This window comes from Streptomyces sp. NPDC085524 (assembly GCF_044541755.1).
Taxonomy (GTDB): domain Bacteria; phylum Actinomycetota; class Actinomycetes; order Streptomycetales; family Streptomycetaceae; genus Streptomyces.
This window is the reverse complement of record NZ_JBITTH010000024.1, coordinates 67,575-92,022: the sequence shown is the minus strand read 5'-3', so window position 1 is coordinate 92,022 and position 24,448 is coordinate 67,575. Positions and strand designations below refer to the sequence as shown.

At 72.4% G+C, this 24,448-nt stretch carries 19 protein-coding genes; 15 read left to right on the top strand and 4 right to left on the bottom strand.

Going from position 1 to position 24,448, the window contains the following annotated elements; genetic code table 11:
* Positions 1 to 9: 9 nt before the first annotated feature.
* Positions 10 to 1,980, top strand: coding sequence for an ATP-dependent DNA helicase (locus ACIGFK_RS31030; protein WP_376660148.1), 1,971 nt, complete (start codon positions 10 to 12; stop codon positions 1,978 to 1,980).
* Between the two features lie 115 nt (positions 1,981 to 2,095).
* Here the strand turns inward: ACIGFK_RS31030 and lexA are convergent, their stop codons facing one another.
* The gene (gene lexA / locus ACIGFK_RS31025) at positions 2,096 to 2,890 is read right to left on the bottom strand and encodes a transcriptional repressor LexA (RefSeq protein WP_365173116.1); all 795 of its coding nucleotides are present in this window, start codon (positions 2,888 to 2,890) and stop codon (positions 2,096 to 2,098) included.
* Between the two features lie 467 nt (positions 2,891 to 3,357).
* Here lexA and nrdR point away from each other — a divergent pair, with 467 nt between their 5' ends.
* From nrdR to ACIGFK_RS30985, 8 genes are all read left to right on the top strand, one after another.
* Entirely contained in the window at positions 3,358 to 3,870 is a 513-nt protein-coding gene (gene nrdR / locus ACIGFK_RS31020; protein ID WP_326476651.1) for a transcriptional regulator NrdR, read from the top strand.
* A gap of 140 nt (positions 3,871 to 4,010) precedes the next feature.
* A complete protein-coding gene (locus ACIGFK_RS31015; protein WP_376660149.1) occupies positions 4,011 to 6,902 on the top strand; it encodes a vitamin B12-dependent ribonucleotide reductase in 2,892 nt (963 codons plus the stop codon).
* A 177-nt stretch (positions 6,903 to 7,079) separates the two neighbouring features.
* The gene (locus tag ACIGFK_RS31010) at positions 7,080 to 7,475 is read left to right on the top strand and encodes a DUF6215 domain-containing protein (RefSeq protein WP_386466332.1); all 396 of its coding nucleotides are present in this window, start codon (positions 7,080 to 7,082) and stop codon (positions 7,473 to 7,475) included.
* Between the two features lie 50 nt (positions 7,476 to 7,525).
* Complete coding sequence (locus tag ACIGFK_RS31005) at positions 7,526 to 8,365, top strand: arylamine N-acetyltransferase (RefSeq protein ID WP_400054521.1); 840 nt, start codon at positions 7,526 to 7,528, stop codon at positions 8,363 to 8,365.
* A gap of 32 nt (positions 8,366 to 8,397) precedes the next feature.
* The gene (locus ACIGFK_RS31000; RefSeq protein WP_030713338.1) at positions 8,398 to 9,003 is read left to right on the top strand and encodes a YdbC family protein; all 606 of its coding nucleotides are present in this window, start codon (positions 8,398 to 8,400) and stop codon (positions 9,001 to 9,003) included.
* A gap of 153 nt (positions 9,004 to 9,156) precedes the next feature.
* On the top strand, positions 9,157 to 9,816 hold the full coding sequence (locus tag ACIGFK_RS30995; protein WP_376660151.1) for a histidine phosphatase family protein: 660 nt from the start codon (positions 9,157 to 9,159) through the stop codon (positions 9,814 to 9,816).
* 11 nt (positions 9,817 to 9,827) lie between these two features.
* Positions 9,828 to 10,745, top strand: coding sequence for an ADP-ribosylglycohydrolase family protein (locus tag ACIGFK_RS30990; protein WP_376660152.1), 918 nt, complete (start codon positions 9,828 to 9,830; stop codon positions 10,743 to 10,745).
* Positions 10,746 to 10,916: 171 nt separating this feature from the next.
* Positions 10,917 to 12,755, top strand: coding sequence for a DUF4153 domain-containing protein (locus tag ACIGFK_RS30985; protein ID WP_376660153.1), 1,839 nt, complete (start codon positions 10,917 to 10,919; stop codon positions 12,753 to 12,755).
* 70 nt (positions 12,756 to 12,825) lie between these two features.
* On the opposite strand, the gene ACIGFK_RS30980 is transcribed toward ACIGFK_RS30985, so the two are convergent.
* Complete coding sequence (locus tag ACIGFK_RS30980; protein ID WP_376660526.1) at positions 12,826 to 14,379, bottom strand: MFS transporter; 1,554 nt, start codon at positions 14,377 to 14,379, stop codon at positions 12,826 to 12,828.
* Between the two features lie 153 nt (positions 14,380 to 14,532).
* On the opposite strand from ACIGFK_RS30980, the gene ACIGFK_RS30975 reads away from it, so the two are divergent.
* From ACIGFK_RS30975 to ACIGFK_RS30965, 3 genes are all read left to right on the top strand, one after another.
* A complete protein-coding gene (locus ACIGFK_RS30975; protein WP_386466390.1) occupies positions 14,533 to 15,135 on the top strand; it encodes a TetR/AcrR family transcriptional regulator in 603 nt (200 codons plus the stop codon).
* Between the two features lie 259 nt (positions 15,136 to 15,394).
* The gene (locus ACIGFK_RS30970) at positions 15,395 to 16,105 is read left to right on the top strand and encodes a ribonuclease HII (protein ID WP_376660527.1); all 711 of its coding nucleotides are present in this window, start codon (positions 15,395 to 15,397) and stop codon (positions 16,103 to 16,105) included.
* A 51-nt stretch (positions 16,106 to 16,156) separates the two neighbouring features.
* Positions 16,157 to 16,795, top strand: a complete 639-nt coding sequence (locus ACIGFK_RS30965; protein ID WP_376660538.1) for a hypothetical protein — start codon at positions 16,157 to 16,159, stop codon at positions 16,793 to 16,795.
* 185 nt (positions 16,796 to 16,980) lie between these two features.
* On the opposite strand, the gene ACIGFK_RS30960 is transcribed toward ACIGFK_RS30965, so the two are convergent.
* Positions 16,981 to 17,610 (bottom strand): hypothetical protein, encoded by a 630-nt coding sequence (locus tag ACIGFK_RS30960; protein WP_376660528.1) that lies wholly within the window; start codon positions 17,608 to 17,610, stop codon positions 16,981 to 16,983.
* 214 nt (positions 17,611 to 17,824) lie between these two features.
* Complete coding sequence (locus ACIGFK_RS30955) at positions 17,825 to 19,984, bottom strand: RecQ family ATP-dependent DNA helicase (RefSeq protein WP_376660529.1); 2,160 nt, start codon at positions 19,982 to 19,984, stop codon at positions 17,825 to 17,827.
* Positions 19,985 to 20,108: 124 nt separating this feature from the next.
* Here ACIGFK_RS30955 and ACIGFK_RS30950 point away from each other — a divergent pair, with 124 nt between their 5' ends.
* The 3 genes from ACIGFK_RS30950 (at position 20,109) to ACIGFK_RS30940 (ending at position 24,415) form a co-directional block, all read left to right on the top strand.
* Positions 20,109 to 21,374, top strand: a complete 1,266-nt coding sequence (locus ACIGFK_RS30950; protein WP_386466319.1) for a DUF4192 domain-containing protein — start codon at positions 20,109 to 20,111, stop codon at positions 21,372 to 21,374.
* A 236-nt stretch (positions 21,375 to 21,610) separates the two neighbouring features.
* Complete coding sequence (locus ACIGFK_RS30945) at positions 21,611 to 23,599, top strand: glycogen debranching N-terminal domain-containing protein (RefSeq protein WP_386466316.1); 1,989 nt, start codon at positions 21,611 to 21,613, stop codon at positions 23,597 to 23,599.
* 69 nt (positions 23,600 to 23,668) lie between these two features.
* Positions 23,669 to 24,415: an NUDIX domain-containing protein gene (locus ACIGFK_RS30940; RefSeq protein WP_376660532.1), complete on the top strand. Its 747-nt coding sequence runs from the start codon at positions 23,669 to 23,671 to the stop codon at positions 24,413 to 24,415.
* Positions 24,416 to 24,448 lie beyond the last annotated feature (33 nt).

Genomic DNA, 24,448 nt, shown 5'->3' with positions numbered 1-24,448 from the left:
GGCAGTGCTATGACGAAGCCCTCCCTCCCCGACCTGCTGCACGCCGCCGTCTCCGCCGTCGGCGGTACGGAGCGCCCCGGCCAGGTGGCCATGGCCGAAGCCGTCGCCGAAGCGATCGACGACAACTCCCACCGGCTCATCCAGGCCGGCACCGGCACCGGCAAGTCCCTCGGCTACCTGGTGCCGGCCCTCGCCCACGGGGAGCGCGTGGTCGTGGCCACCGCGACCCTGGCCCTCCAGCGGCAGCTCGTCGAGCGCGACCTGCCGCGGACGGTGGAGGCGCTGCACCCGCAGCTGCGCCGCCGCCCGCAGTTCGCCATGCTCAAGGGCCGGTCCAATTACCTGTGCCTGCACCGCCTGCACGAGGGTGCGCCGCAGGACGAGGAGGAGGGCCTCTTCGACCAGTTCGAGGCGGCCACCCCCACGAGCAAGCTCGGCAAGGACCTGCTGCGCCTGCGCGACTGGGCCGACGAGACGGAGACCGGCGACCGCGACGATCTGACCCCGGGCGTCTCCGACAAGGCCTGGGGGCAGATCTCCGTCTCCTCCCGCGAGTGCCTGGGCGCGACGAAGTGCGCGTACGGGGCCGAGTGCTTCGCCGAGGCCGCCCGCGAGCGGGCCAAGCTCGCGGACGTGGTCGTCACCAACCACGCGCTGCTCGCCATCGACGCCATCGAGGGCGCCCCGGTGCTGCCCCAGCACGAGGTGCTGATCGTGGACGAGGCGCACGAGCTGGTCTCCCGCGTGACCGGGGTCGCCACCGGCGAGCTCACCCCGGGGCAGGTCAACCGGGCCGTGAAGCGTGCGGCCAAGCTGGTCGACGAGAAGATCGCGGACTCCCTGCAGACGGCTGCGGAGACCTTCGAACGGGTCATGGAGCTGGCGCTCCCGGGCCGCCTCGAAGTGATCCCCGAGGACCTCGGCTACGCGCTGATGGCCCTGCGGGACGCCTCGCGCAACGTCATCTCCGCGATCGGCGCGACCCGCGACAAGTCCGTCCACGACGAGGACGCGGTCCGCAAGCAGGCCCTCGCCGGCGTGGAAGGCATCCACACGGTGGCGGAGCGGATCACCAACGGCTCCGAGTACGACGTCGTCTGGTACGAGCGCCATGACCGCTTCGGCGCCACCGTCCGGGTCGCCCCGCTGTCGGTGTCCGGCCTGCTCCGCGAGAAGCTGTTCGAGGACCGCTCCGTGGTCCTGACCTCGGCCACCCTCAAGCTCGGCGGCGACTTCAACGGCGTCGCGGCCTCGCTGGGGCTCTCCCCCGAGGGGGTCGAGGGGGACGACGTACCGGCCTGGAAGGGCCTGGACGTCGGCTCGCCCTTCGACTACCCGAAGCAGGGCATCCTCTACGTCGCCAAACACCTGGCCACGCCGGGCCGGGAGGGCACCCGCGGCGACATGATGGACGAGCTCGCCGAGCTGATCGAGGCGGCCGGAGGCCGCACGCTCGGGCTGTTCTCCTCCATGCGGGGCGCCAAGGCGGCTGCCGAGGAGCTGCGCGGCCGGCTCGACAACCCGATCCTGCTCCAGGGCGAGGAGACGCTCGGCGAGCTGATCAAGTCTTTCGCGGCCGATCCGAAGACCTGCCTGTTCGGGACGCTGTCGCTCTGGCAGGGCGTGGACGTGCCCGGTCCGAGTTGCCAGCTCGTGGTGATGGACCGGATCCCCTTCCCTCGCCCCGACGACCCGCTGATGAGCGCCCGCCAGAAGTCGGTGGAGGAGCACGGGGGCAACGGCTTCATGGCCGTCGCGGCCACGCACGCCGCCCTGCTGATGGCACAGGGCGCCGGTCGCCTCGTACGGGCCGGCGGCGACCGCGGGGTCGTCGCCGTACTGGACCCCCGGCTGGCCACGGCCCGCTACGGGAGCTTCCTGCGGGCCACGCTGCCGGACTTCTGGTACACCACGGACCGCAACCAGGTCCGCCGCTCCTTGGCCGCCATCGACGCCTCGGCACAGGCCGAAGGCAAGTAGCCCTCCGGGAGCACGAGAGGCACGGAGCGGCAGCGGCTCAGCCGCGGAAAACGGCATACAGCAACCCCCGGGACCGGCGCAGTGGGTCCCGGGGGCTGGATGGAGGCGGCGGGCGTCAGACCCGACGCAGTACTGCGACGACCTTGCCGAGGATGGTCGCCTCGTCACCGGGAATCGGCTGGTAGGCGGAGTTGTGCGGGAGGAGCCAGACATGGCCGTCCTCGCGCTTGAAGCGCTTGACGGTGGCCTCGCCGTCCAGCATCGCGGCGACGATGTCGCCGTTCTCCGCGACGGGCTGTCGACGCACCGTGACCCAGTCGCCGTCGCAGATGGCGGCCTCGATCATCGAGTCGCCGACGACCTTGAGGACGAACAGCTCACCGTCTCCGACGAGCTGGCGGGGGAGCGGGAACACGTCCTCGACCGATTCCTCGGCGAGGATCGGGCCGCCGGCCGCGATCCGGCCGACCAGGGGAACGTACGACGCGGCGGGCTTGCCCGTGGTGTCCGTGGGCTGCGAGCTCGGCTGGTCGGAGCCGCGCACCTCGTACGCGCGGGGGCGGTGCGGGTCGCGCCGCAGGAAGCCCTTCCGCTCCAGGGCCATCAGCTGGTGGGCGACGGACGACGTGCTCGACAGACCGACGGCCTGGCCGATCTCCCGCATCGACGGCGGGTAACCCCGGCGCTGCACGGAGTCGCGGATGACCTCGATGACCCGCCGCTGCCGGTCCGTGAGCCCGGAGCTGTCGGCGCGGATGCCTGGAGGTCGACCTGGCAGCGAGCGTGCGGGGCGTACGACGGGCTCCGCCTCCGGATTCAGGTTTGCGTCGTTCATGGCATGCACCGGCTCGAGTCGGCTCTGGGAGCGGTTCTGGGCAGTGATGGTGGCACTGTCTGCGGTCGTGGTCACGTCGGCCCCTCTCGAAATGTTCTCCCTAGCTGGACAACGGTAGTAGCTTTCGAAAGGTTGCGCCAAACACACGTTCGAGTGAAAAAACGCAGATCGTCCCGCGTGGGCATTTCAAGAGGTGTATAGACGCTCGGTCGGCCGAACGCGGGTTCGGCTCGGCATCCGCTGCTTACGGTACCCTTCCCGGTCGGGTCGCCGCCGGTGGGGCTGTCCCCAGTGTGGCACCGCGGAGCCCCGTATCCGGCTATCGGACGGTGCGACACGCGGAGTGGGGTGAATCCACCCCAACCCAAGATCTAGTGGTTGGATGGGCGCTGCCACCCAGAAGTTGTGGTCCTCGGTCTGCCGGGGGTCTCGGCATCGCATATGCTTGTGGCTGCTTCGCGGGCCCCCGACAGAGCTTGTCCCTGTCGTTCAGGGGCTCCGTGGGGTGATTCAGTCGTGCCAAAAGGGAGGGTGAGGGAACCATGCACTGCCCCTTCTGCAGGCACCCCGACAGCCGCGTCGTCGACAGCCGCACCACGGACGACGGCACGTCGATCCGCAGGCGCCGTCAGTGCCCCGACTGCTCCCGTCGTTTCACGACGGTGGAGACGGCCTCGCTGATGGTGATCAAGCGCAGCGGGGTGACCGAACCCTTCAGTCGTACCAAGGTCATCTCCGGCGTGCGCAAGGCGTGCCAGGGACGGCCGGTCACCGAGGACGCCCTCGCCAAGCTCGGCCAGCGGGTCGAGGAGGCGGTGCGCGCCACCGGGAGTGCCGAGCTGACCACCCACGACGTGGGTCTGGCCATCCTCGGCCCGTTGCAGGAGCTCGACCTGGTCGCGTACCTGCGGTTCGCATCCGTTTACAAAGCTTTCGACACCCTTGAAGACTTCGAGACCGCCATCGCGGAACTGCGCGAGCCGCGGCCTCATCCCGAAGAGTGCGAGCACGGGGGGACCGGTTCGGTCCCCGTGCCCGCCTCCGCCGCCGACTGACCGGACGGCCCTCGCCGCGGAGCCCAGGCGTCGCGGTGTGGCCGGTCAGTCGAGCGAAGAGACGTAGATACAGATACACAGCACCGTGCCGCGGAATAGCGCTGGCACTTTAGGGCGTTTTGCCCGCATTGGGAGGCGGCATGACAGAGACGGCGAGCAGCTCGGCACGTGGTTCCCGCGCCAAGGGGACCAAGGCCGCCAAGGGCGGCCTGCGTATCGAGCGCATCCACACCACCCCCGGCGTGCACCCTTACGACGAGGTGAGCTGGGAGCGTCGTGACGTCGTCATGACCAACTGGCGCGACGGCTCGGTCAACTTCGAGCAGCGCGGCGTCGAGTTCCCCGACTTCTGGTCGGTGAACGCGGTCAACATCGTCACCAGCAAGTACTTCCGCGGCGCGGTCGGCACCCCGCAGCGCGAGACCGGTCTGAAGCAGCTGATCGACCGGATCGTGAAGACCTACACGAAGGCCGGCGAGGACTACGACTACTTCTCGTCGCCCGCCGACGCGGAGATCTTCGAGCACGAGCTGACCTACGCCCTCCTGCACCAGATCTTCAGCTTCAACTCCCCGGTGTGGTTCAACGTCGGCACCCCCCAGCCGCAGCAGGTCTCCGCCTGCTTCATCCTGGCCGTCGACGACTCCATGGAGTCGATCCTCGACTGGTACAAGGAAGAGGGAATGATCTTCAAGGGCGGCTCCGGCGCCGGCCTGAACCTCTCCCGCATCCGCTCCTCCAAGGAGCTCCTCTCCTCCGGCGGCAACGCCTCGGGTCCGGTCTCCTTCATGCGAGGCGCCGACGCGTCCGCAGGAACGATCAAGTCGGGCGGCGCCACCCGCCGCGCGGCCAAGATGGTCGTCCTGGACGTGGACCACCCGGACGTCGAGGCCTTCATCGAGACCAAGGTGAAGGAAGAGGAGAAGATCCGCGCCCTGCGCGACGCGGGCTTCGACATGGACCTGGGCGGCGACGACATCACGTCCGTCCAGTACCAGAACGCCAACAACTCCGTCCGCGTGAACGACGAGTTCATGACGGCCGTCGAGAACGGCACCGAGTTCGGCCTGCGCGCCCGCATGACCGGTGAGGTCATCGAGAAGGTCGACGCCAAGGCGCTCTTCCGCAAGCTGGCCGAGGCCGCGTGGGCGTGCGCCGACCCGGGCATCCAGTACGACGGTGTGATCAACAACTGGCACACCTGCCCCGAGTCCGGCCGCATCACCGCGTCCAACCCCTGCAGCGAGTACATGCACCTGGACAACACGTCCTGCAACCTCGCCTCGCTCAACCTGATGAAGTTCCTGAACGACGACGGCAAGGGCAACCAGTCCTTCGACGCCGAGCGCTTCGCCAAGGTCGTCGAGCTCGTCATCACCGCGATGGACATCTCCATCTGCTTCGCGGACTTCCCGACGCAGAAGATCGGCGAGAACACCCGCGCCTTCCGCCAGCTGGGCATCGGCTACGCCAACCTCGGCGCCCTGCTGATGGCCACCGGCCACGCGTACGACTCGGACGGCGGCCGCACCCTCGCCGCGTCGATCACCTCCCTCATGACCGGTACGGCGTACAAGCGCTCCGCCGAGCTGGCCGCGATCGTCGGCCCGTACGACGGCTACGCCCGCAACGCCGAGTCGCACAAGCGCGTCATGAAGCAGCACGCCGACGCCAACACCGCAGCCCCGCGCACCGAGGACCTGGACAACGCGATCTGGGCCGCGGCCACCGAGGCCTGGCAGGACGTCCTGCGCCTCGGCGAGAAGAACGGCTTCCGCAACTCCCAGGCCTCCGTCCTCGCGCCGACCGGCACCATCGGTCTCGCGATGTCCTGCGACACCACCGGTGTCGAGCCGGACCTGGCCCTGGTCAAGTTCAAGAAGCTCGTCGGCGGCGGCTCGATGCAGATCGTCAACGGCACCGTTCCGCAGGCCCTGCGCCGCCTGGGCTACCAGGAGGAGCAGATCGAGGCGATCGTCGCCCACATCGCCGAGCACGGCGTGGTCGTCGACGCCCCGGGCCTGAAGACCGAGCACTACGAGGTCTTCGACTGCGCCATGGGCGAGCGTTCCATCTCCGCGATGGGCCACGTCCGCATGATGGCCGCGATCCAGCCCTGGATCTCCGGCGCGATCTCGAAGACGGTCAACATGCCGGAGACGGCGACCGTCGAGGAGATCGAGGAGATCTACTTCGAGGCGTGGAAGATGGGCGTCAAGGCGCTCGCGATCTACCGCGACAACTGCAAGGTCGGTCAGCCCCTCTCCGCCAAGAAGAAGGAGGAGGAGAAGGAGGAGGTCACCGCCAAGACGGAGGAGACCATCCGCGCCGCCGTCGAGAAGGTCATCGAATACCGCCCCGTCCGCAAGCGCCTCCCCAAGGGCCGCCCGGGCATCACCACCTCCTTCACGGTGGGTGGCGCCGAGGGCTACATGACCGCCAACTCCTACCCGGACGACGGTCTCGGCGAGGTCTTCCTGAAGATGTCCAAGCAGGGCTCGACGCTCGCGGGCATGATGGACGCCTTCTCGATCGCCGTCTCCGTCGGCCTCCAGTACGGCGTGCCGCTGGAGACCTACGTCTCGAAGTTCACCAACATGCGCTTCGAGCCGGCCGGTATGACGGACGACCCGGACGTGCGGATGGCGCAGTCGATCGTCGACTACATCTTCCGCCGCCTGGCGCTGGACTTCCTGCCCTTCGAGACCCGCTCGGCCCTCGGCATCCACACCGCCGAGGAGCGTCAGCGCCACCTGGAGACCGGCTCCTACGAGCCGCTCGACGAGGAGCTGGACACCGAGTCGCTGGCCCAGTCGGCCCCGCTCGCCGCGGTGCCTTCGGCCCCGAAGCCGGCCGCGGTCACCGTTCCGGTCCCGGCTCCGAAGACGGCGCACAGCAACGCCGAACTGGTCGAGATGCAGCTCGGCGTCTCCGCCGACGCCCCGCTCTGCTTCTCCTGCGGTACGAAGATGCAGCGCGCCGGCTCCTGCTACATCTGCGAGGGCTGCGGCTCCACCAGCGGCTGCAGCTGACGCCAGTAGGCCGGTAGCCCCCAGGGGCTGCTGACCAGCAGTGCAACGAAGGGGACCGGCCGGTGGCCGGTCCCCTTCGGCATGTCCGCACCCGGGGCCGGATACTCGTTTCCCGCTCAAACGATCACCGGTTAGTCTCCAGCCCGCACGTGTGATCAGCGGGGGAAGGGCGGGGGCGTGGCCGGGAACGGGGCCGGATCCGGGGCGGGTGTGAACGCGGCGGCGCAGGCCGTCATGGCGGTGGTGCTGGTCGGAGGGCTGGCCGCTGCGGCATGGGTGACCAGGGACTCCTTCGATACGAAGGCCGCGGACCGGGAGCCGGCGGTCTGCCCGGCCGGGGAGGAGGGCGGGCCGGAGGCGGAGCGGACCGGGGCGCAGCTGTGCCGTGCCCTCAACCGGCCGGACCTGCCGGCGCTCCTGGGGACTCCGCAGGACATGGTGCGCAACGCCTCGGGGAAGGGCGGCGAGTTCACCCGTACCGACGGCAGGAAGACCGTCTCCCCCGAGGACGCGGCACTGTTCCGCGTCGCGGAGCAGGTGCTGCCCGCGGCCCCGGGGTGGGCCGCCGGATGAGGCCGGACCAGGCCGGGACGCGATCGAGGGTGGAAGCGGAAGTGGGAGCCATGTGGAGCGGTGACGAGCTGGATCTGGACGCGTACCTGGCGCGGATCGGAGTGCGGCCGGATCCGGACGGGAGCGGGGAACTTCGGCCGGACCTTGCGACGTTGTACGAGGTGCACCGCGCCCACACCGCCGCCATCACCTTCGAGAACCTGGACATCCTGCTCGGCCGCCCCGTCGAGCTGGACGTGAAGGCGATCGAGGGCAAGCTCGTGCACGCACGCCGCGGCGGGTACTGCTACGAGCAGAACTCGCTGCTGGCCGCTGCCCTGGAGCGGATCGGCTTCGAGGTCTCCGGGCGGGGTGCCCGCAACCGGACCCGGGGAGACTCCCTGACGGCCGTGACGCACGCCGTCCTCGTCGTCACGGTCGAGGGCGAACCGTGGCTGTGCGACGCCGGGTTCGGCTACCAGGGGCCCTGCGAGCCCGTCCCGCTCGCGCGGCCCGGTGCCGAGGTGCGGCAGGGGGAGTGGACCTACCGCGTCCGGGAGGAGGCGGAGGGCGTCCTCGTGCTGTGCGTCCTGCGCGGGGGAGTCTGGCGGGACTTGTACGCCTTCTCCCCGCAGCGCTACCACCCCGTCGACTACGTGGTGCTCAACCACTACAGCTCCACGCACCCCCGCTCCGCCTTCGTCTCCCGCGTCATCGCGCAGCGGCCGGGCGACGAGGTCCGCACGGCGCTGGTCGGGCGGGAGCTCACCCGGCTCACTCCGGACGGGCGGACCGAGCGGCAGAACGTGGGGCCGCAGGAGCTGATCGCGGTGCTCGACAGGGAGTTCGGGCTTCGGCTGTCCGGGCGGGACGAGGCGGAAGTGGTTCGGATCCACCGCGCCGGGGACTGACCCGGGCGGCGCCGGGACCGTACGATGGCTCGGTGCTGGTCAAGTGGATTCGCTGCACGGTGACGGACCGACGGGGGTTCGAGCGCGGTCAGCGAAAATGGGCGGGGCTGCCTGGTGAGCCGGGATTCCGGGGGCAGGGCGGCGGCTGGAGCCGGGGCCGGCAGGGGGTCGCGCATGTCTTCGCGTTCTGGGAGAGCCGTTCCTTCTACGACTCCTTCATGGCCCGCAGCCATGACCGGCTGGCCGCTTCGCAGAACGGTACCTACACCGACCTGCGCGTCACCCTGTTCGACCACCGCTTCGACGTGAAGACGGGGTTCGAGCCCCGGTTCACCGACGCCGACGTCGTGCGCGTCGCGCACACGAGGGTCCGCGAGGGCCGGGTCGACCACTTCGCCCTCATGCAGGAGAAGGTGTGGAACCCGGCCATGGCGGGCTCGCCCGGGATGATCCGGGGCCTCTTCGGAGAGGCCCCCGGCCGGGAGTTCCTGGTGCTGTCGATGTGGCACGCGGCGGCCGAGCACGGCAAGTACCGCCAGGAGCGTGTGGAGCGGCTCTCCTTGCGCGCCCAGATCCAGGCCGACGTCGAGGCCCTCACCGGTGACGTCGTCGACCTGGAACCGTCCTGGACGGTGTGACGCGTGCTCGCCTGATCGTGTGCTCGTCTGATCGTGTGCAGGCCCGGCGGCAGGCCGGTACGGCGGTACGGAAATGCGATGATCGCCTGACCGGCGGAGCCCTGACCGGCGTGCCCGTCGTTCGGCCCGCCGGTGGCCGAATAGGGTCGTGGGATGTCTCGACCACGTCGCATCGTCCTTGTCCGGCACGGGGAATCGGAGGGCAACACCGACGACTCGGTGTACGAGCGCGAGCCCGACCACGCGCTGCGGCTGACCAAGAAGGGCCACGAACAGGGCGCGGCGGCCGGGGAGCGGCTGCGTGAGCTCTTCGGCGACGAGACGATCAGCGCGTACGTCTCCCCCTACCGGCGGACCCTGCAGACCTTCCGGGAACTGCGGCTGGACCCGACCCGCGTCCGGATGCGCGAAGAGCCGAGGCTGCGCGAGCAGGACTGGGGGAACTGGCAGGACCGGGAGGACGTACGGCTCCAGAAGGCGTACCGGGACGCGTACGGGCACTTCTTCTACCGCTTCGCGCAGGGGGAGTCGGGCGCCGACGTCTACGACCGGGTCGGGTCCTTCCTGGAGAGCCTCTACCGCAGTTTCGAGGCCCCGGACCACCCAGAGAACGTGCTCCTCGTGACGCACGGGCTGACGATGCGGCTGTTCTGCATGCGGTGGTTCCACTGGTCGGTCGCCGAGTTCGAGTCACTGTCCAATCCCGGCAACGGCGAATTCCGCGTCCTCATGCGCGGCCCGGACGGCCGGTACCGGATGGACCGCCCGTTTGAGCGGTGGACCACACCCGAGCCTTACGACCTCGACGGCTAGAGTGGCCCGCAATGACCCCTGACTCCACTCCCGAACGGCGCTATGCACGCGCCATGTCCAGCCTCAGAGGGCTGGCTCTGGGTGACGCCCTGGGCTCCCAGTACTTCGTCCCCGTGAATTACCCGCTGCTCAAGCGGCGTGAACTGCCCGCCGGTACCGAGACGTGGCAGTGGACCGACGACACCGAGATGGCCTGCTCGGTCGTGGCCGTGCTGGCCGAGCACGGCCGCATCGACCAGGACGCGCTAGCCGGCTCCTTCGCGCACCACCACGACTTCGACCGGGGCTACGGGCCCGCGGTGAACCGGATGCTGCGGCTGATCCGGGAGGGCGAGGACTGGCGCACGCTGGCCGCCGAGCTGTTCAACGGGCAGGGCTCCTGGGGCAACGGCGCCGCCATGCGGATCGCCCCGCTCGGCGCCTGGTACGCGGACGACCCCGAGCAGGCCACGCATCAGGCGGAGATCTCCGCCTACACCACCCACCAGCACCGCGAGGCGGTGTGCGGGGCCATGGCCGTGGCCGCGGCGGCCGCGCTCGCGGCGGCCCCGGCCGGCCCGCCGAAGGCCTCCGACCTGCTGGACGGGGTGATCGCCCTGGTGCCGCGCAGCGCGGTGGGTGCCGGGCTGCGGCGGGCGCGGGACATGCTGGACTACGGCGACGCGACCACGGTCGCGGCGGTCCTGGGCTGCGGGCGGCGCACGAGCGCCCACGACACGGTGCCCTTCGCCCTGTGGTCGGCGGCGCGTTCGCTGGAGGACTACGAGCGGGCGTTCTGGACCACCGCGCAGGTGGGCGGCGACGTCGACACGACCTGTGCCATCGTCGGCGGCGTGCTCGGCGCCCGCGGCGACGAGGTGCTGCCCGCCGCGTGGCTGGCGCGCACCGAGGCCCTGCCGGCGTGGCTGCCGGAGGCTGCCGCGAGCTAGGTCCTGACCGAGTCGGGCCGGGGGCACCCCCGTTGGGGTGCCCCTTCCGTTTGTCACGGTCCTGACACAGGCTCTTTTGATCCTGTTCAAAACCTCTCTGCCCCGGCCTACGCTGTCCGCTCAGCCGCCCCGAACCGAAATGCCGGGGAGGCCTGCAGGGAGGGGAACCCGATGCCAGAGAACACCGACGGCGTGGATGAAACCGCGTCCGAGTCCGCCGGTGGGGCGGCGAAGCCGGGCGGAGCTCCGGCTCCGGCGACCGGTCCGCAGGCCGGGGCGGGGCCCGGTGCCCCGGTTCCGGGCGCCTCGGGGTCCGGTGCCCCGGCGCCTGGTGACGCGGCGCCCGGCACTCCGGCGCCCGGCGCTCCGGTTCCCGGTGCCCCGTCAGGGGCGCGGCCCGGTGCCGTCGGCGCGCCGGCAGGGCCGCAGCCCGGGATGTCCCCCGAGGCCGCCGCGCAGATGGTCTGGCAGACGCACCAGCAGCGGGCGCGCGCAGCAGCCCTCGCCAAGGCCTCCGGCCCGCCCGCGTGGGCCGTACGGATACGCCCCGCCGAAGCCGCTCCCGTGCGGGCCGCGACGCTCGTCGCCGCCCTCGTGGCCGGCCTCGCCACCGCGCTGCTGCTCGGCGACGGCCTCGGCCCCGGCCTGCCCCTCGCGGTGCTGCCCGCGGTCGTCGCCGCGTACTTCGCCGCCCGCGCTGCGGGCCGGGCGCCCCGCCCCTGGACCCTGGTCTGGGCGGTCGGCTGCCTCGCGCTCCTCGTCGTACCGGCCCTGCGCGACTCCGCCTGGCCGGCCACGCTCGCGATCCTGGCCGCCGTCCTGCTCGGCGCACTCGCCCTGCACGGCAGCCGCACCTGGCACGGGGTGCTGCTCAGCCCGCTCGGCCTCTTCGGGTCCGCCGTGACCGGCACCGGCTGGGCCTGGGCGGGCCTGCGGTCGCGCAGCGGGGGCATCAGCAAGGAGCGCTGGCTGCCCGTGCTGAAGGCGACCGTCGTCGCCGCCGCACTGCTGGTGCTCTTCGGCACGCTCTTCGCCTCCGCCGACGCGGCCTTCGCCGATCTGGTGGGTGACCTCATGCCCGACGTTTCCGTCGGGGAGGGCCCCTTCCGGACCGTGCTCTTCGTCCTCGGCGCCGTCCTCGCGCTCGCCGCCGCCCGCACCGCCGCGGCCCCGCTGCGCTGGGACCGGATCGAGGTCGCCCCGGGCAAGCCGCGCTCCCGCGTCGAATGGGCGCTCCCGCTCATCGTGCTCGACCTGCTCTTCGCAGGCTTCAACGCCGTCCAGCTGGCCGTCCTGTTCGGAGGCTACGACAAGGTCCTGAGCAGCACCGGGCTCACCTACTCGGAGTACGCCCGGCAGGGCTTCTGGCAGCTGCTCTGGGCCACCGTGCTCACCCTCGTCGTGATCGCGCTCGCCCTGCGCTGGGCCCCGCGCGACGGAGCGGGCGACCGCCGCTTCGTGCGCGCCGTCCTCGGGGTGCTGTGCGCGATGACGCTGGTGGTCGTGGCCTCCGCGCTGCGCCGCATGGACCTCTACGTGGACGCGTACGGGCTGACCAGGCTGCGCGTGTCGGTCTCCGCGATGGAGCTGTGGCTCGGGCTGGTCATCGTACTGATCATGGCGGCAGGGGTGTTCGGTGCCCGTTGGCTGCCGCGCGCGGTCGCGGGGAGTGCCGCCGCAGGCGTCCTGGCCTTCGGCCTGCTGTCTCCGGACGGGATGGTCGCCGAGAGCAACGTGGCCCGCTACAAGGCCGACGGCAAGATCGACCTCGCCTACTTCCAGTCCCTGTCGGCGGACGCGGTGCCCGCCCTCGACGGGCTGCCCGAACCGCAGCGGTCCTGCGCCCTGCGGGGGATCAACGACGAGATGTCGAGGGCCGGAGACGTCCCTTGGTACGCGATGAGCCTGGGCGAGTACCGCGCCCGGAAGATCCTGCGGGAGCGGCCGGTGACCGCTTCGTACGCGGAGTGCTCGCGGCTCGGCGCCTTCGGCAGCCGGATCGAGTACTAGGAGCCGGTGTTACGAGGGCCCGGGCGCGGGAGCGATCCCGCGCCCGGGCCCTCGTACGGCCGGGCGGTGCTCAGGCGGCCGGACCGGCCTTCTGGGCCGCGCCGTTCAGGGCGTCCAGGTCGCTCTTGCGCACCCGGATCACCAGCAGGGCGGTGGCCAGGGCCAGACCCGCCATCGCCACGGCGGCGAAGAACGCGGTGGAGATGCCGTGGGCGAGCACGAGGTCGCCCCAGGGGTCGGGCAGCCGGCCGGACTCCTTGGCCGCGGCCAGCTGACCGGGATCGGCCTGCGCGATGAAGGCCTGCGTCTGCTTGCCGGCCTCCTCGCGGGTGGCCGTGCCGAAGACGGTGACCAGGATGGACAGGCCGAGGGAGCCGCCGACCTGCTGGCTGGCGTTGAGCAGCCCGGAGGCCGCACCGGCCTCCCTGGGTGCGACGCCCGAGACGGCGGTGAGGGTGAGCGTCACGAAGTTGAGGCCCATGCCGAAGCCGAACAGCAGCATGGGCCCGAGGACCCCGGAGACGTACGAGGAGTCCGTCCGGATGAAGGTCAGCCAGGCCAGACCGGTACCGACGAGGGCCGTGCCGGTGACCATGAACGGCTTGGGGCCGAGGCGCGGAAGGAAGCGCTGCGAGAGGCCGGCCGCCGTGATGATGGCCGCGGTCACGGGCAGGAAGCCGAGCCCGGACTGGATCGGGGTGAAGCCCAGCACGTTCTGCACGAACTGGACGATGAAGAAGAACATGCCGAACATCGCCGCGGCGAGGCTGAGCATGATCAGGTAGGTGCCGGCGCGGTTGCGGTCGGCGAACATCCGCAGCGGGATGATCGGTTCGCGGGCCTTGGACTCGATGGCCACGAACAGCGTGAGCAGGACGACGGCCGCGAAGAACGAGCCGAGGGTGAGCGAGTCGCGCCAGCCGTCCTCGGAGGCGCGGATGAATCCGTAGACGAGCGAGGCCATGCCGCCGGTGGAGGTGAGTGCTCCGGCGACGTCGAAACGTCCGGGGTGGCGCTCGGACTCGTTGATGTAGAGCGGGGCGAGCACCGCGATCAGCACACCGATCGGCACGTTGACGAAGAGCACCCAGCGCCAGTCGAGCCACTCGGTCAGCATGCCGCCCGCGAGCAGGCCGATCGCGCCGCCGCCGGCCGAGACGGCGGCGAACACCCCGAAGGCCCTGTTGCGTTCGGGTCCTTCAGGGAAGGTGGTGGTGATCAGTGCGAGCGAGGTCGGCGAGGCGATGGCACCGCCGACGCCCTGGAGGGCGCGCGCGGCGAGCAGGTGCCAGGGCTCCTGGGCGAATCCGCCGAGGAGCGAGGCCAGCGTGAAGAGCAGGATTCCGGCCATGAAGACGCGGCGCCGGCCCAGGATGTCGCCGGCCCGGCCGCCCAGCAGGAGGAGGCCGCCGAAGGTCAGGGTGTAGGCGCTGAGCACCCACGAGAGGTCGGTCGTGCTGAACTCGAGGGCGGTCTGGATGTGCGGGAGTGCGATGTTCACGATGGTCGCGTCGAGGACGACCATCAGCTGACAGGCGGCGATGACGGTGAGCGCCACTCCGGGGCGCCCTTCGCGGCGGGCCGCTCCCGGTATTCGGGGTGTGGCGAGTTGAGAACTTGTCACTGAGGATCCCCCACCAAAGTGAAATAGTGAACGCATTCGTTCACTTCGGCCTACGGTAGGAGTCCAGCCTTAGGGAACGCAAGCGTTCACTAAGGCTGAAAATGCGTGCGAGGGGCGCGCGATGGGCGTGCAGGCCGGTGGGAGGTTCGGATGATGGTGGGTTCGCGCTGGTCGGAGGCGCCATCGGGGCGCAGGCGTGGTCCCGAACTCGAACGGGCGATTCTCGACGCCGCGTTGGAGCAGCTGAGCACGGTCGGCTGGAACGCGCTCACGATGGAGGGCGTCGCGGCGGGTGCGCAGACGGGCAAGGCCGCGGTCTACCGGCGCTGGGCCTCGAAGGCGGACCTGGTGGCCGATGTCCTGCGGTCCGGCCTGCCGCCCATCGGTGTGATTCCCGACCGCGGATCGATCCGGGAGGACCTCTTCCTCCTGTGCGTGCGGATGCGCGACGTCATGGCCTCGCGGGCCGGCCTGGCCCTGCGGTCGGTGCTTCACGAATGTGACCACGCGCATGCCGGACGCTTCCAGGGAGTCATCCAGTCGGGGCTGCACGAGCCGGCGCAGCAGCTGATCAGGGAGCTTCTGGCGCGCGGCATCGAGCGGGGCGACGTCCGGCCGGACGCGATCAGTCCGTACGTCGTGGACGTCATCCCGGCGCTGCTGATGTACGGGGCAAAGATGCGCGGCAGCGAATGGAGTGACCCGGACATCGGGGCGATGATCGACGAGGTGATGGTGCCGGCGCTCAGAGTGTGAGACGGGGCGCGAGGTGCGGAGGAGGAGCGGAAACGGCGCGGGAGCCGCGCGGAAGGGGCACGGGAGCGGCCGGAAGTGCCCCGGGAGCGAGGCGGGGCCTGGGCGGAAGCGCCCTGGTGGGCGGCCTCCCGGCGCCCTCGCGATGGTCCGGGAGGGGGTCGCGCGGCGGCCCGGAACGGGTCCCTCCGCGGGCCGCGCCGGAGCGGGAGGCGGGCCGGGGTGTGCAGGCGGCGCGGGGCGGCGTAACCTTGCTGGCGCCATGCCGTACGAAGCACCCACCCACACCGTTGAACGCTCCCTCCGTGCAACCACCGGCGCCAAGGTCATCGCCGGGGTCGACGAAGTCGGACGAGGGGCCTGGGCCGGTCCCGTCACCGTGTGCGCGGCGGTCACCGGTCTGCGTCGGCCGCCCGCGGGGCTCACCGACTCCAAACTGCTCACGCCCAAGCGGCGCGACGCCCTCCTCGAGGTCCTGGAGGGCTGGGTCACGGCGTACGCCCTCGGGGACGCCTCCCCGGAGGAGATCGACGAGCTGGGCATGACCGCGGCCCTGAGGCTGGCGGCGGAGCGGGCCCTGGAGGCCCTCCCCGTACGGCCCGACGCGGTGATACTCGACGGCAAGCACGACTATCTCGGCCCGCCCTGGCGGGTTCGGACGGTGATCAAGGGCGACCAGTCCTGCGTCGCCGTCGCGGCGGCCTCGGTCATCGCCAAGGTGAGGCGTGACCGGATGATGGCCGAACTCGGCCAACAGGGTGACGGAATCGCAGACTTCGGTTTCGCCGCCAACGCCGGATATCCCTCGCCCGTACACCGGGCGGCACTTGAGGAACGGGGGCCCACCCCGTACCACCGGCTCTCGTGGTCGTACCTCGACGCGCTGCCCCGGTGGCGTCACTTGAAGAAGGTGCGACGCAGCGAGGAAGCGATGGAGCTGGAAAACGGAGGCCAACTCGGCTTCGATTTCTGATCGCACCCATGTGCCACCAGCCGGTACGTTTCGTACCGGTGTTTGATAGACATCAACTCGCCTCTCACACCCGCCATCGAGGAGCCTCAGATTCACGAGAGTGCCCAGGGTCCCCGCGTCACGCCGGCCGCCAGCCGCACCGCGCCGACCCCCCGTCCCGTACCTGGTCCGCGTCCCGTAGCCGTCCCGCGGCCCGGACGCCCCGGTCCCGTCCGGCCCGCACCGCCCGCGCAGCGCGCCCCGCAGGCCACCCCCGGACCCGTTCCCGCAGCCCCCGCCGCTCCGTCCGTCTCGGCCGCGGTGCCGCAGGTCCAGCTGATCCCGGCCTCCGCCGAGGGTGCGCTGGACGCGGCCGAAGAGGCCGTCGACCTGCTGCTCGACACCGGGCGTGCGCCCGGCGACATCCTGGTGCTCACGACCGGCGACCCGCACCCGTGGGCCGCGCACGAGCTGTCCTTCGGCGAGGCCGCGTACTGGGCCCTCCACGACGCCGGGGACGACGTCTTCTACGCGGACGCGGCGCAGGTCCAGCGCGCCGCCGGACGCCCCGTCGTGGTCCTCGCGGCCAACGGCGGAGCGGACGGCGTGCTCGCCGGAACCCTGCCGGTCGCGCTCGCGCGGGCCGGTGCGCTGCTGATCGTGTGCGGCGACCCGCAGCAGATCAACTCCGTTCTGGGTGCGGGCGTCTGACGCCCCGTACCCGGGTACGGGCGTGGGGCGGGGCGGGGCGTGAGCCCGCCCCGCTGAAGCCCGAGGCCTGATCCGCCGTACGCCCGCTCCAGGGTGTACGGCCGTTAGGCCTGCCCATGACACACCCTCCCGTGCGCGACGCACCCGTGCGCATCCGCCTCCTAGGAGAGGCCCGCGCGGGGTGGTCAGCGTGCCGCGGTCCGGCGCAGGGCCTCGGCAGCGCCGCCGCCCGTGTGCAGGGCGAGGGGGGCGAACTCGGCCACGGTGTCACCGAGGCGCTGCGGCAGTGAGTCGGAGGTGGGCCGTCGGCCGCCCCGGCCGTCGCCCAGTACCTGCCAGCCGTCGCGGGTCAGCGTGATGTACGCGCCGCACCGCAGTCCGTGCAGGGTGCAGGCGTCCCGCAGCCCCCACATCCAGGCCCCGTCCTCCTCGGTCCACCGCTCGTCGCCCTCGCGGCAGTACAGGAGCACCGCGGTCCGCACAGGGGTGCGCCGCCGCAGGTCGTGCGGGAGGACGCGGCGCAGCCGGGAGAGCAGCGCGTTGCGGTATTCCCAGCCGTCGGCCGAACCGGACCGCTGTACGAAGGAAGCGCTCGCCACGAGTTCCTCCTCCGGGCCGAGGACGGCGATGACCGCGGTCGACGGCGTCGGGGCGTGCCGGGAGTGCAGACCGCTGACGACCTCGCGCGGACTACGGAGCAGGGGAATGCCCGCCGCCGTCCATTCGGCAGGTTCCAGCAGTCTGCCGTGCCGGCTGGTGCCGCCGGTGGCCATGGTCAGTGACGTGGTCGAGGGCGGGGCGGATCCGAAGGTCACGGTCCTCCCTTCGGGTACCGCCCGCGGACGGGCACTGCTGGAGTTCGGGCACGCCGCAGCACGGCCCAGGAGAGCGCCGGGGAGCCGAGCGGGAGCAGTGCAATTCTCGCGTGGCCTCCGAGCATGCGGCAACGAGCAATTGCCGCCGCCGACCGGAATCCAACGGTATGCCGTTCATATCCTTGCCCCGCCACGCCGAAGATGACGCATCCGGCTACCCCTGGAGCGCCAGCACCAGGGGGAACACCTCGCGCGCACCCGCCCGTCGGAGCAGCCGGGCGGCCACGGCCAGGGTCCAGCCGCTCTCCGCACGGTCGTCCACGAGGAGCACGGGACCTGCTGTTTCCGCCAGTGTCGCGGCCAGGGCGGGTGGCACGGTCAAGGCCTGGTGGAGTCCGCGCACTCGCTGAGCGCTGTTGGAGGACGGCAGCCCGAACTCCGGGGCCTGGTCCGTGTACTCCATCGTCCCGAGCAGGGGCATCCGCCCGATCTCCGCGATCCGCGCTGCGAGCGAACCGACCAGCAGGGGCCGGGAGCGGGAGGGCAGGGCGACCACGCCCACCGGCCGCGCGGGGGCTTCCGGATCTCCCGAGGCCCAACCGCCCGGGCCCTTGGCCCAGTCGGCCAGAACCGCCACCACGGCCTGCGTCACATCGTCCGGAATCGGCTGGTCCGCCGTGTGCGGGGCGAGCATCGGGCGCAGCCGGTTGCCCCAGCCGATGTCGGACAGCCGGCCCAACGCCCGGCCCGTCGATGCCTGTTCCCCGGCCGGGATGCGCCCCTTGAGGTCCACGCCGACCGCTGCGAGGCCGGTCGGCCACATCTTGCGGGGCTCCAGCTCCACGCCGGGCCGGCCGAGCTCGCCGCGGGCGGTGTCCAGCGCGGTCGTGGAGACGTCCGCGGTGAACCGGGCCCCGGCGCAGTTGTCGCAGCGGCCACAGGCCGCGGCCTCCTCGTCGTCGAGCTGGCGGCGCAGGAACTCCATCCGGCATCCGGTGGCGGCCGCGTAGTCGCGCATCGCCTGCTGCTCGGCGGCCCGTTGGCGGGCCACCCAGGCATAGCGCTCGGCGTCGTACACCCACGGCTCGCCCGTCGAGGTCCAGCCGCCCTTGACGCGGTGCACGGCGCCGTCCACGTCGAGCACCTTGAGCATCGTCTCCAGGCGGGTGCGGCGCAGGTCGACCAGCGGCTCCAGGGCGGGCAGCGACATCGGCCGGCCGGCCTGGGCGAGGACGTCGAGGGTGCGGCGCACCTGCTCCTCCGGCGGGAAGGCCACGGAGGCGAAGTACTGCCAGATCGCCTCGTCCTCGCGGCCCGGCAGCAGCAGCACCTCCGCGTGCTCCACGCCGCGGCCCGCACGGCCCACCTGCTGGTAGTAGGCGATGGGGGAGGAGGGCGAGCCCAGGTGCACGACGAAGCCGAGGTCGGGCTTGTCGAAGCCCATGCCGAGAGCGGAGGTGGCCACCAGGGCCTTGACCCGGTTGGCCTGGAGGTCCTCCTCGGCCTGCTGCCGGTCGGCGTTCTCCGTCTTGCCGGTGTACGAGGCGACGGTGTGCCCGCGGTGGCGCAGGTACGCGGTGACCTCTTCGGCCGCCGCCACCGTCAGCGTGTAGATGATCCCGGAGCCGGGGAGCTCGCCGAGGTGGTCGGCCAGCCAGGCCAGCCGGTGCGCGGCGTCGGGGAGGGTCAGCACGGCCAGGCTCAGGCTCTCGCGGTCCAGCGGGCCGCGGAGCACCAGCGCGTCCGTACCCGCCCCGGTGCCCAGTTGTTCGGCGACGTCGGCGGTCACGCGCGCATTGGCCGTGGCGGTGGTGGCCAGGACCGGGACGCCCGGCGGGAGGTCCGCGAGCATGGTGCGCAGTCGGCGGTAGTCGGGGCGGAAGTCGTGTCCCCAGTCGGAGATGCAGTGCGCCTCGTCGACCACGAGCAGGCCGGTCGCTGCGGACAGCTTGGGGAGCACCTGGTCCCGGAAGTCCGGGTTGTTGAGCCGTTCCGGGCTCACCAGCAGGACGTCGACCTCGCCCGCCGCGACCTCCGCCTGGATCCCCTCCCACTCCTCGGGGTTGGCCGAATTGATGGTGTGTGCGCGGATCCCGGCGCGGGCCGCGGCCTCGACCTGGTTGCGCATCAGCGCGAGGAGCGGGGAGACGATCACGGTGGGGCCGGCCCCGGCCGCCCGGAGCAGAGACGTGGCGACGAAGTAGACGGCGGACTTGCCCCAGCCCGTGCGCTGCACCACCAGCGCCCGCCGCTTGTGCGCGACGAGGGCCTCGATCGCGAGCCACTGGTCCTCGCGCAGCCGGGCGGTGCCCGTGGGGTCGCCCACGAGACGGGCCAGTACGGAGTCGGCCGAGGACCTCAGGTCTGCGTTCATGCCCCCATGCAACCCGATGCCTCTGACATCGCGCCAATGCGGCTCCGGCCCTGTGAATGTTGAAACTCGAACGGAGTTATCCACAGGCCTTTCGGGATCGGACGGCCCACGGGATCTTCGGGGCATGACGAACAGCCACGCATCACACGACCCGTCCGAGCGGCCCTCCGTGGATACGGCCGGAGCCGCGACCGAACCGCAGATCACCCTGCGCAGCCCGGCCGAACTGGCCGACGCGCTGCCCTACATGCTCGGGTTCCACCCGACCGATTCCCTCGTCATGGTCGCCGTGCACGGTGAGGGCGGCCGCTTCGGCGGCCGGCTCCGCGTCGGCATCCCCACCGCCACCGCCGAATGGGAGGACACCGCACGGCAGGTCGCGGACTGCCTGATCCGCGGCAGCGCACGGCGCGGAGGCAAGCCCGACGGCATCGTCGTCTTCCTCTGCCAGGAGCCGCGCGGGGAGGAGAGCGGGCAGCGGGTGATGACCCGGCTGCGCCCGCTCGCCCAGCGCATCAGGCGGGCCTGCGGCGCGCTGGACGTGCCCGTACTGGAGGCCCTGTGCCTCTCCGCGGGCCGCTACTGGTCCTACGTCTGCCCCGACGGCCCCTGCTGCCCGGCCGAAGGCAGTCCGATGCCCGCCGCCGGGACCTCGGTGCTGGCCGCCGAGGCCACGTTCGCGGGGCTCCGGGTCCGGGGCTCCCTGAAGGAGATCGAACGGCGGCTCGCTCCGCTGACCGGGCCCGTCGCCGAAGAGATGGAGCGGGCCCTCGACCGGGCGGCCGGGGCCCTGGTCCCGAAGATCCTCGACGGGGCGACCAGGGAGGAGGTCGGCGCCGAGACCATCTCGCTCGCCGGGAGCCTGATGCGGCGCATGGCCCTCGCCCTTCCGGCCGAGGGCGGGCCGCTCGCCGACGACCGGGACGACGCGCTGCTGACCCACGACGAGGCCGCGGCGCTGATCCTCGGCCTCCAGGACCGCCAGATCCGGGACGTCGCCGCGGAATGGATGGAGGGCGAGGAGGCGGCTCCCGCCCTGAGGCTCTGGCGTGCCCTGGCCCGGCGCTGCGTCGGGGCCTACGGCGAGCACGCGGCGGCCCCCCTCACCCTCGCCGGCTGGGTCTGCTGGTCCACCGGCGACGAACCGACTGCCCGCATCGCCCTCGGCCTCGCCCTGCGGGCGGACGCCGAGTACCGCTTCGCCCAGCTCCTCCACCACGCCTGCAACGAGGGCATCGACCCCGAGGGGCTCAGGCAGTGCCTGCGGGAAGAGCGCGGCCGCCGCGAGCCACGGCGCGCACGTGCGAAGGCGGGGACCCGCCCGCCCGGCCGCCGCAAGCGGAGCGCCACCCGCCGCGAGTCCCGCCGCACCGTGAGGAGCGACCGGTGAGCCCGCGCCGGCAGACCCCGTGCCGCACGCGGGCGGGCCTCCTGCGGACCACCCTCGGCCTGATCCTGCGGCGCGGCCTCCGGCCCGGGCTTCCCGGCCCGGCGCCGGGGCCCGTGACCCGCCCGGCGCCGGGGACCGTGACCCGCGCGGGGGTGGGGGCGTTCCCACGGAGGGTGGCGGGGACCCGGCCGCGCCGCCGCCCAGCCGAACCGACCGGAGCGCAGACAAGGCGACACATGTCCCACCCCGCACCTCCCCGCCCCGCCGCGGTTCCCGGCGCCCGCAGGTCCGAACTGCCGCCTGTGCACGGAGCCGTCATCTGCGTCGCCGCGCCCTGCCTGGTCATCTCCCCGGAGCACGGGCAGCTGACCGGGCGGGGGATCGACGGGATCTACCGCTCGGGGCGGCGGCTGCTGTCCCGCTGCATCCTGCGGGTCGGCGGCCGCGACCCGGTCGCGGTCCGGGGGCGCAGCCTCGGAGCCGACCGGGCGGCCTTCACCGCGACGGTGCGGACCGGGGCCGAGCCCGGACCCGACCCGGACATCGGGGTGGAACGGGTCCGGCACGCGGACGGCACCGAGCGGATCACCCTGCGCAGCTTCGCCGTCCGCCCGGTCCGGCTTCCGGTGGAGGTGCTGCTCGGTACCGACCTGGCCGAACTGGCCGCGGTGGCCGCCGGTGCGACCGGGCCGGAACTGCCCGCCGGGGTGCACGCGGCCGGGCTGCGCTGGAGCACGGGCGGGGCCCAGGCCGTCACCGCCGCCGATCCGCCGCCCGACGACGCGCTGGCCTCGGCCGGGCTGCTGCGCTGGCAGCTCGAACTGGGCCCCGGCGAGGCCCGCACCATCGAGCTGCGGACCACGCAGGACCGCTCGGCGCGGGCACCCGCCGGACAGGTGGCCAACCCGCTGGCCGGGGCCCGGGCCGAGGGGGACGACCCGAGGGCCGAGGCGTGGTTCGGGAGCAGCGTCGCCGACCTGGGCGCGCTGCTGCTGCGGGACCCGGAGCAGCCGGGGGACTGCTTCGCCGCGGCGGGCGCGCCCTGGCGGCTGGGGCTGGCTCCGGCCGAAGCGCTCTGGGCCGCCAGGATGGCACTGCCCCTCGGTACCGGGCTCGCGGCGGCCACCTTGCGCGTCCTGGCCCGCACCCAGACCGGCGGGCGTGGGCCCGAGGCCGGGAAGATCCCTGGTCCCCTGCGGGGAGCGGGCCCGCAGCTCCCCCCGGGGTGCACCGGCACGGAGGCGACGCTGGCCTTCCCCGCGGTGCTCGCCGAAGCCCGGCTCTGGGGGATGCCGGAGGAGGAGCTGGCCAAGCTGCTTCCGGCCGCCGAGCGGTGTCTGGAGTGGCTGCGCGCGGCGCTCGGGGAGGACGGCTTCCTGGCCGACCCCGATCCCGGGCCGCGGCGCTGCGAGACCCAGGCCCACGCCCACCGGGCCGCCCTGCTGGGGGCCGACCTCCTTGCCGCCTGCGGGCGCCCCGGGGCCGAGGAGTGGCGGGAGCGCGCGGCTCGGCTGCGGGAGCGGTTCCGGGCCGGGTTCTGGATCGACGGCCCGGACGGGGGCCGGCCCGCGGCGGCCCTGCACCCCGACGGACGGCCGCTGCCCCGGCTCACGGGGGCCGCCGCCCACCTCCTCGACACCGGACTGCTCGGCGGCGGGCGCCTCGCCCCGGGGCTCCTGGACCGGACGTGCACCGAGCAGCTGGCCCGGCTGCTCGGAGCCCCCGCCATGGACTGCGGATGGGGGCTGCGGAGCATGGCAGTCAAGGAGCCGGGGCACAACCCGTTCGGCCACCGCTCCGGGGCGGTGCGCGCGTACGAGAGCGCGGTGGCGGTGGCAGGTCTGGCCCAGGCGGGCTTCGAGAAGGAGGCCACCGGCCTGCTCGGCGGCCTGCTCGACGCGGCCGAGGCCTTCGGGTACCGGCTGCCCGAGATGTTCGCGTCCGAGCAGCGCACCACGGCAGGCGTCCCGCTCCCGCACCCGGCGGCCTGCCGGCCGGCGGCCGTGGCCGCGGCGGCGGGGGTCCACGCGCTGACCGCCCTCGCCGGAATCCGCCCGGACGCCCCCGCCGGCACGGTCGCCCTCGTTCCCCTCCCCGGCGCTCCCCTCGGGGAGCTCCGGCTCTCGGGCCTGAGGGTGGCGGGCGAGCCGTTCGCCGTCCGGATCAGCAGGCTGGGCCTGGCCATGGTGGAGGAGGCGGCCGATGCGCTCCAACTGGGAGGCTAGCGCGCAGAACAGTGGTTCCAAGGTCACCAAAGAGCTGTTTATCGTCAGGCAGACGACTATGATCGCGGCATGTCGCCCTACGACCCGTCGGCCTTTCCGCCCTTCGCCGTCACCGTCGACCTGGTCGTGCTCACCGTGCGGCGCCACGCGCTCTGCGCGCTGGTGGTCCGCAGGGGTGAGTCACCGTTCCAGGGACGCTGGGCGCTGCCCGGAGGATTCGTCCGAGGAGACGAGGACCTGGGCGCGGCCGCGGCCCGGGAGCTCTCCGAGGAAACCGGGCTCTGCGCCCACGACCCCGCCGTACCGGGCGCGGGCAACGGGGCGCACCTCGAACAGCTGGCGACCTACGGCGACCCGAAGCGGGATCCGCGGATGCGTGTCGTCAGCGTGGCGCACCTGGTGCTGGCTCCGGACCTGCCTGCGCCGCGCGCCGGCGGGGACGCCAACAGCGCCCGCTGGGCCCCGGTCGACGAGCTGCTGGCCCCCTTGGACCAGGCGTCCGCGGGGCTCGCCTTCGACCACGCCCGGATCCTCGCCGACGGCGTGGAGCGCGCCCGCTCGAAGATCGAGTACTCCTCGCTGGCCACCGCCTTCTGCCCGCCCGAGTTCACCGTCGGCGAGCTGCGCAGGGTCTACGAGGCCGTCTGGGGCGTCGCTCTGGACCCGCGCAACTTCCACCGCAAGGTCACCGGCACACCCGGATTCCTCGTGCCGGCCGGAGGGACGACGACCCGTCAGGGCGGGCGCCCGGCACAGCTGTTCCGGGCAGGCGGGGCCACACTGCTCAACCCGCCGATGCTGCGCCCGGAAGTCTGACGCTCCGAAGGGCCGGTTGCGCCGAAAATCGGA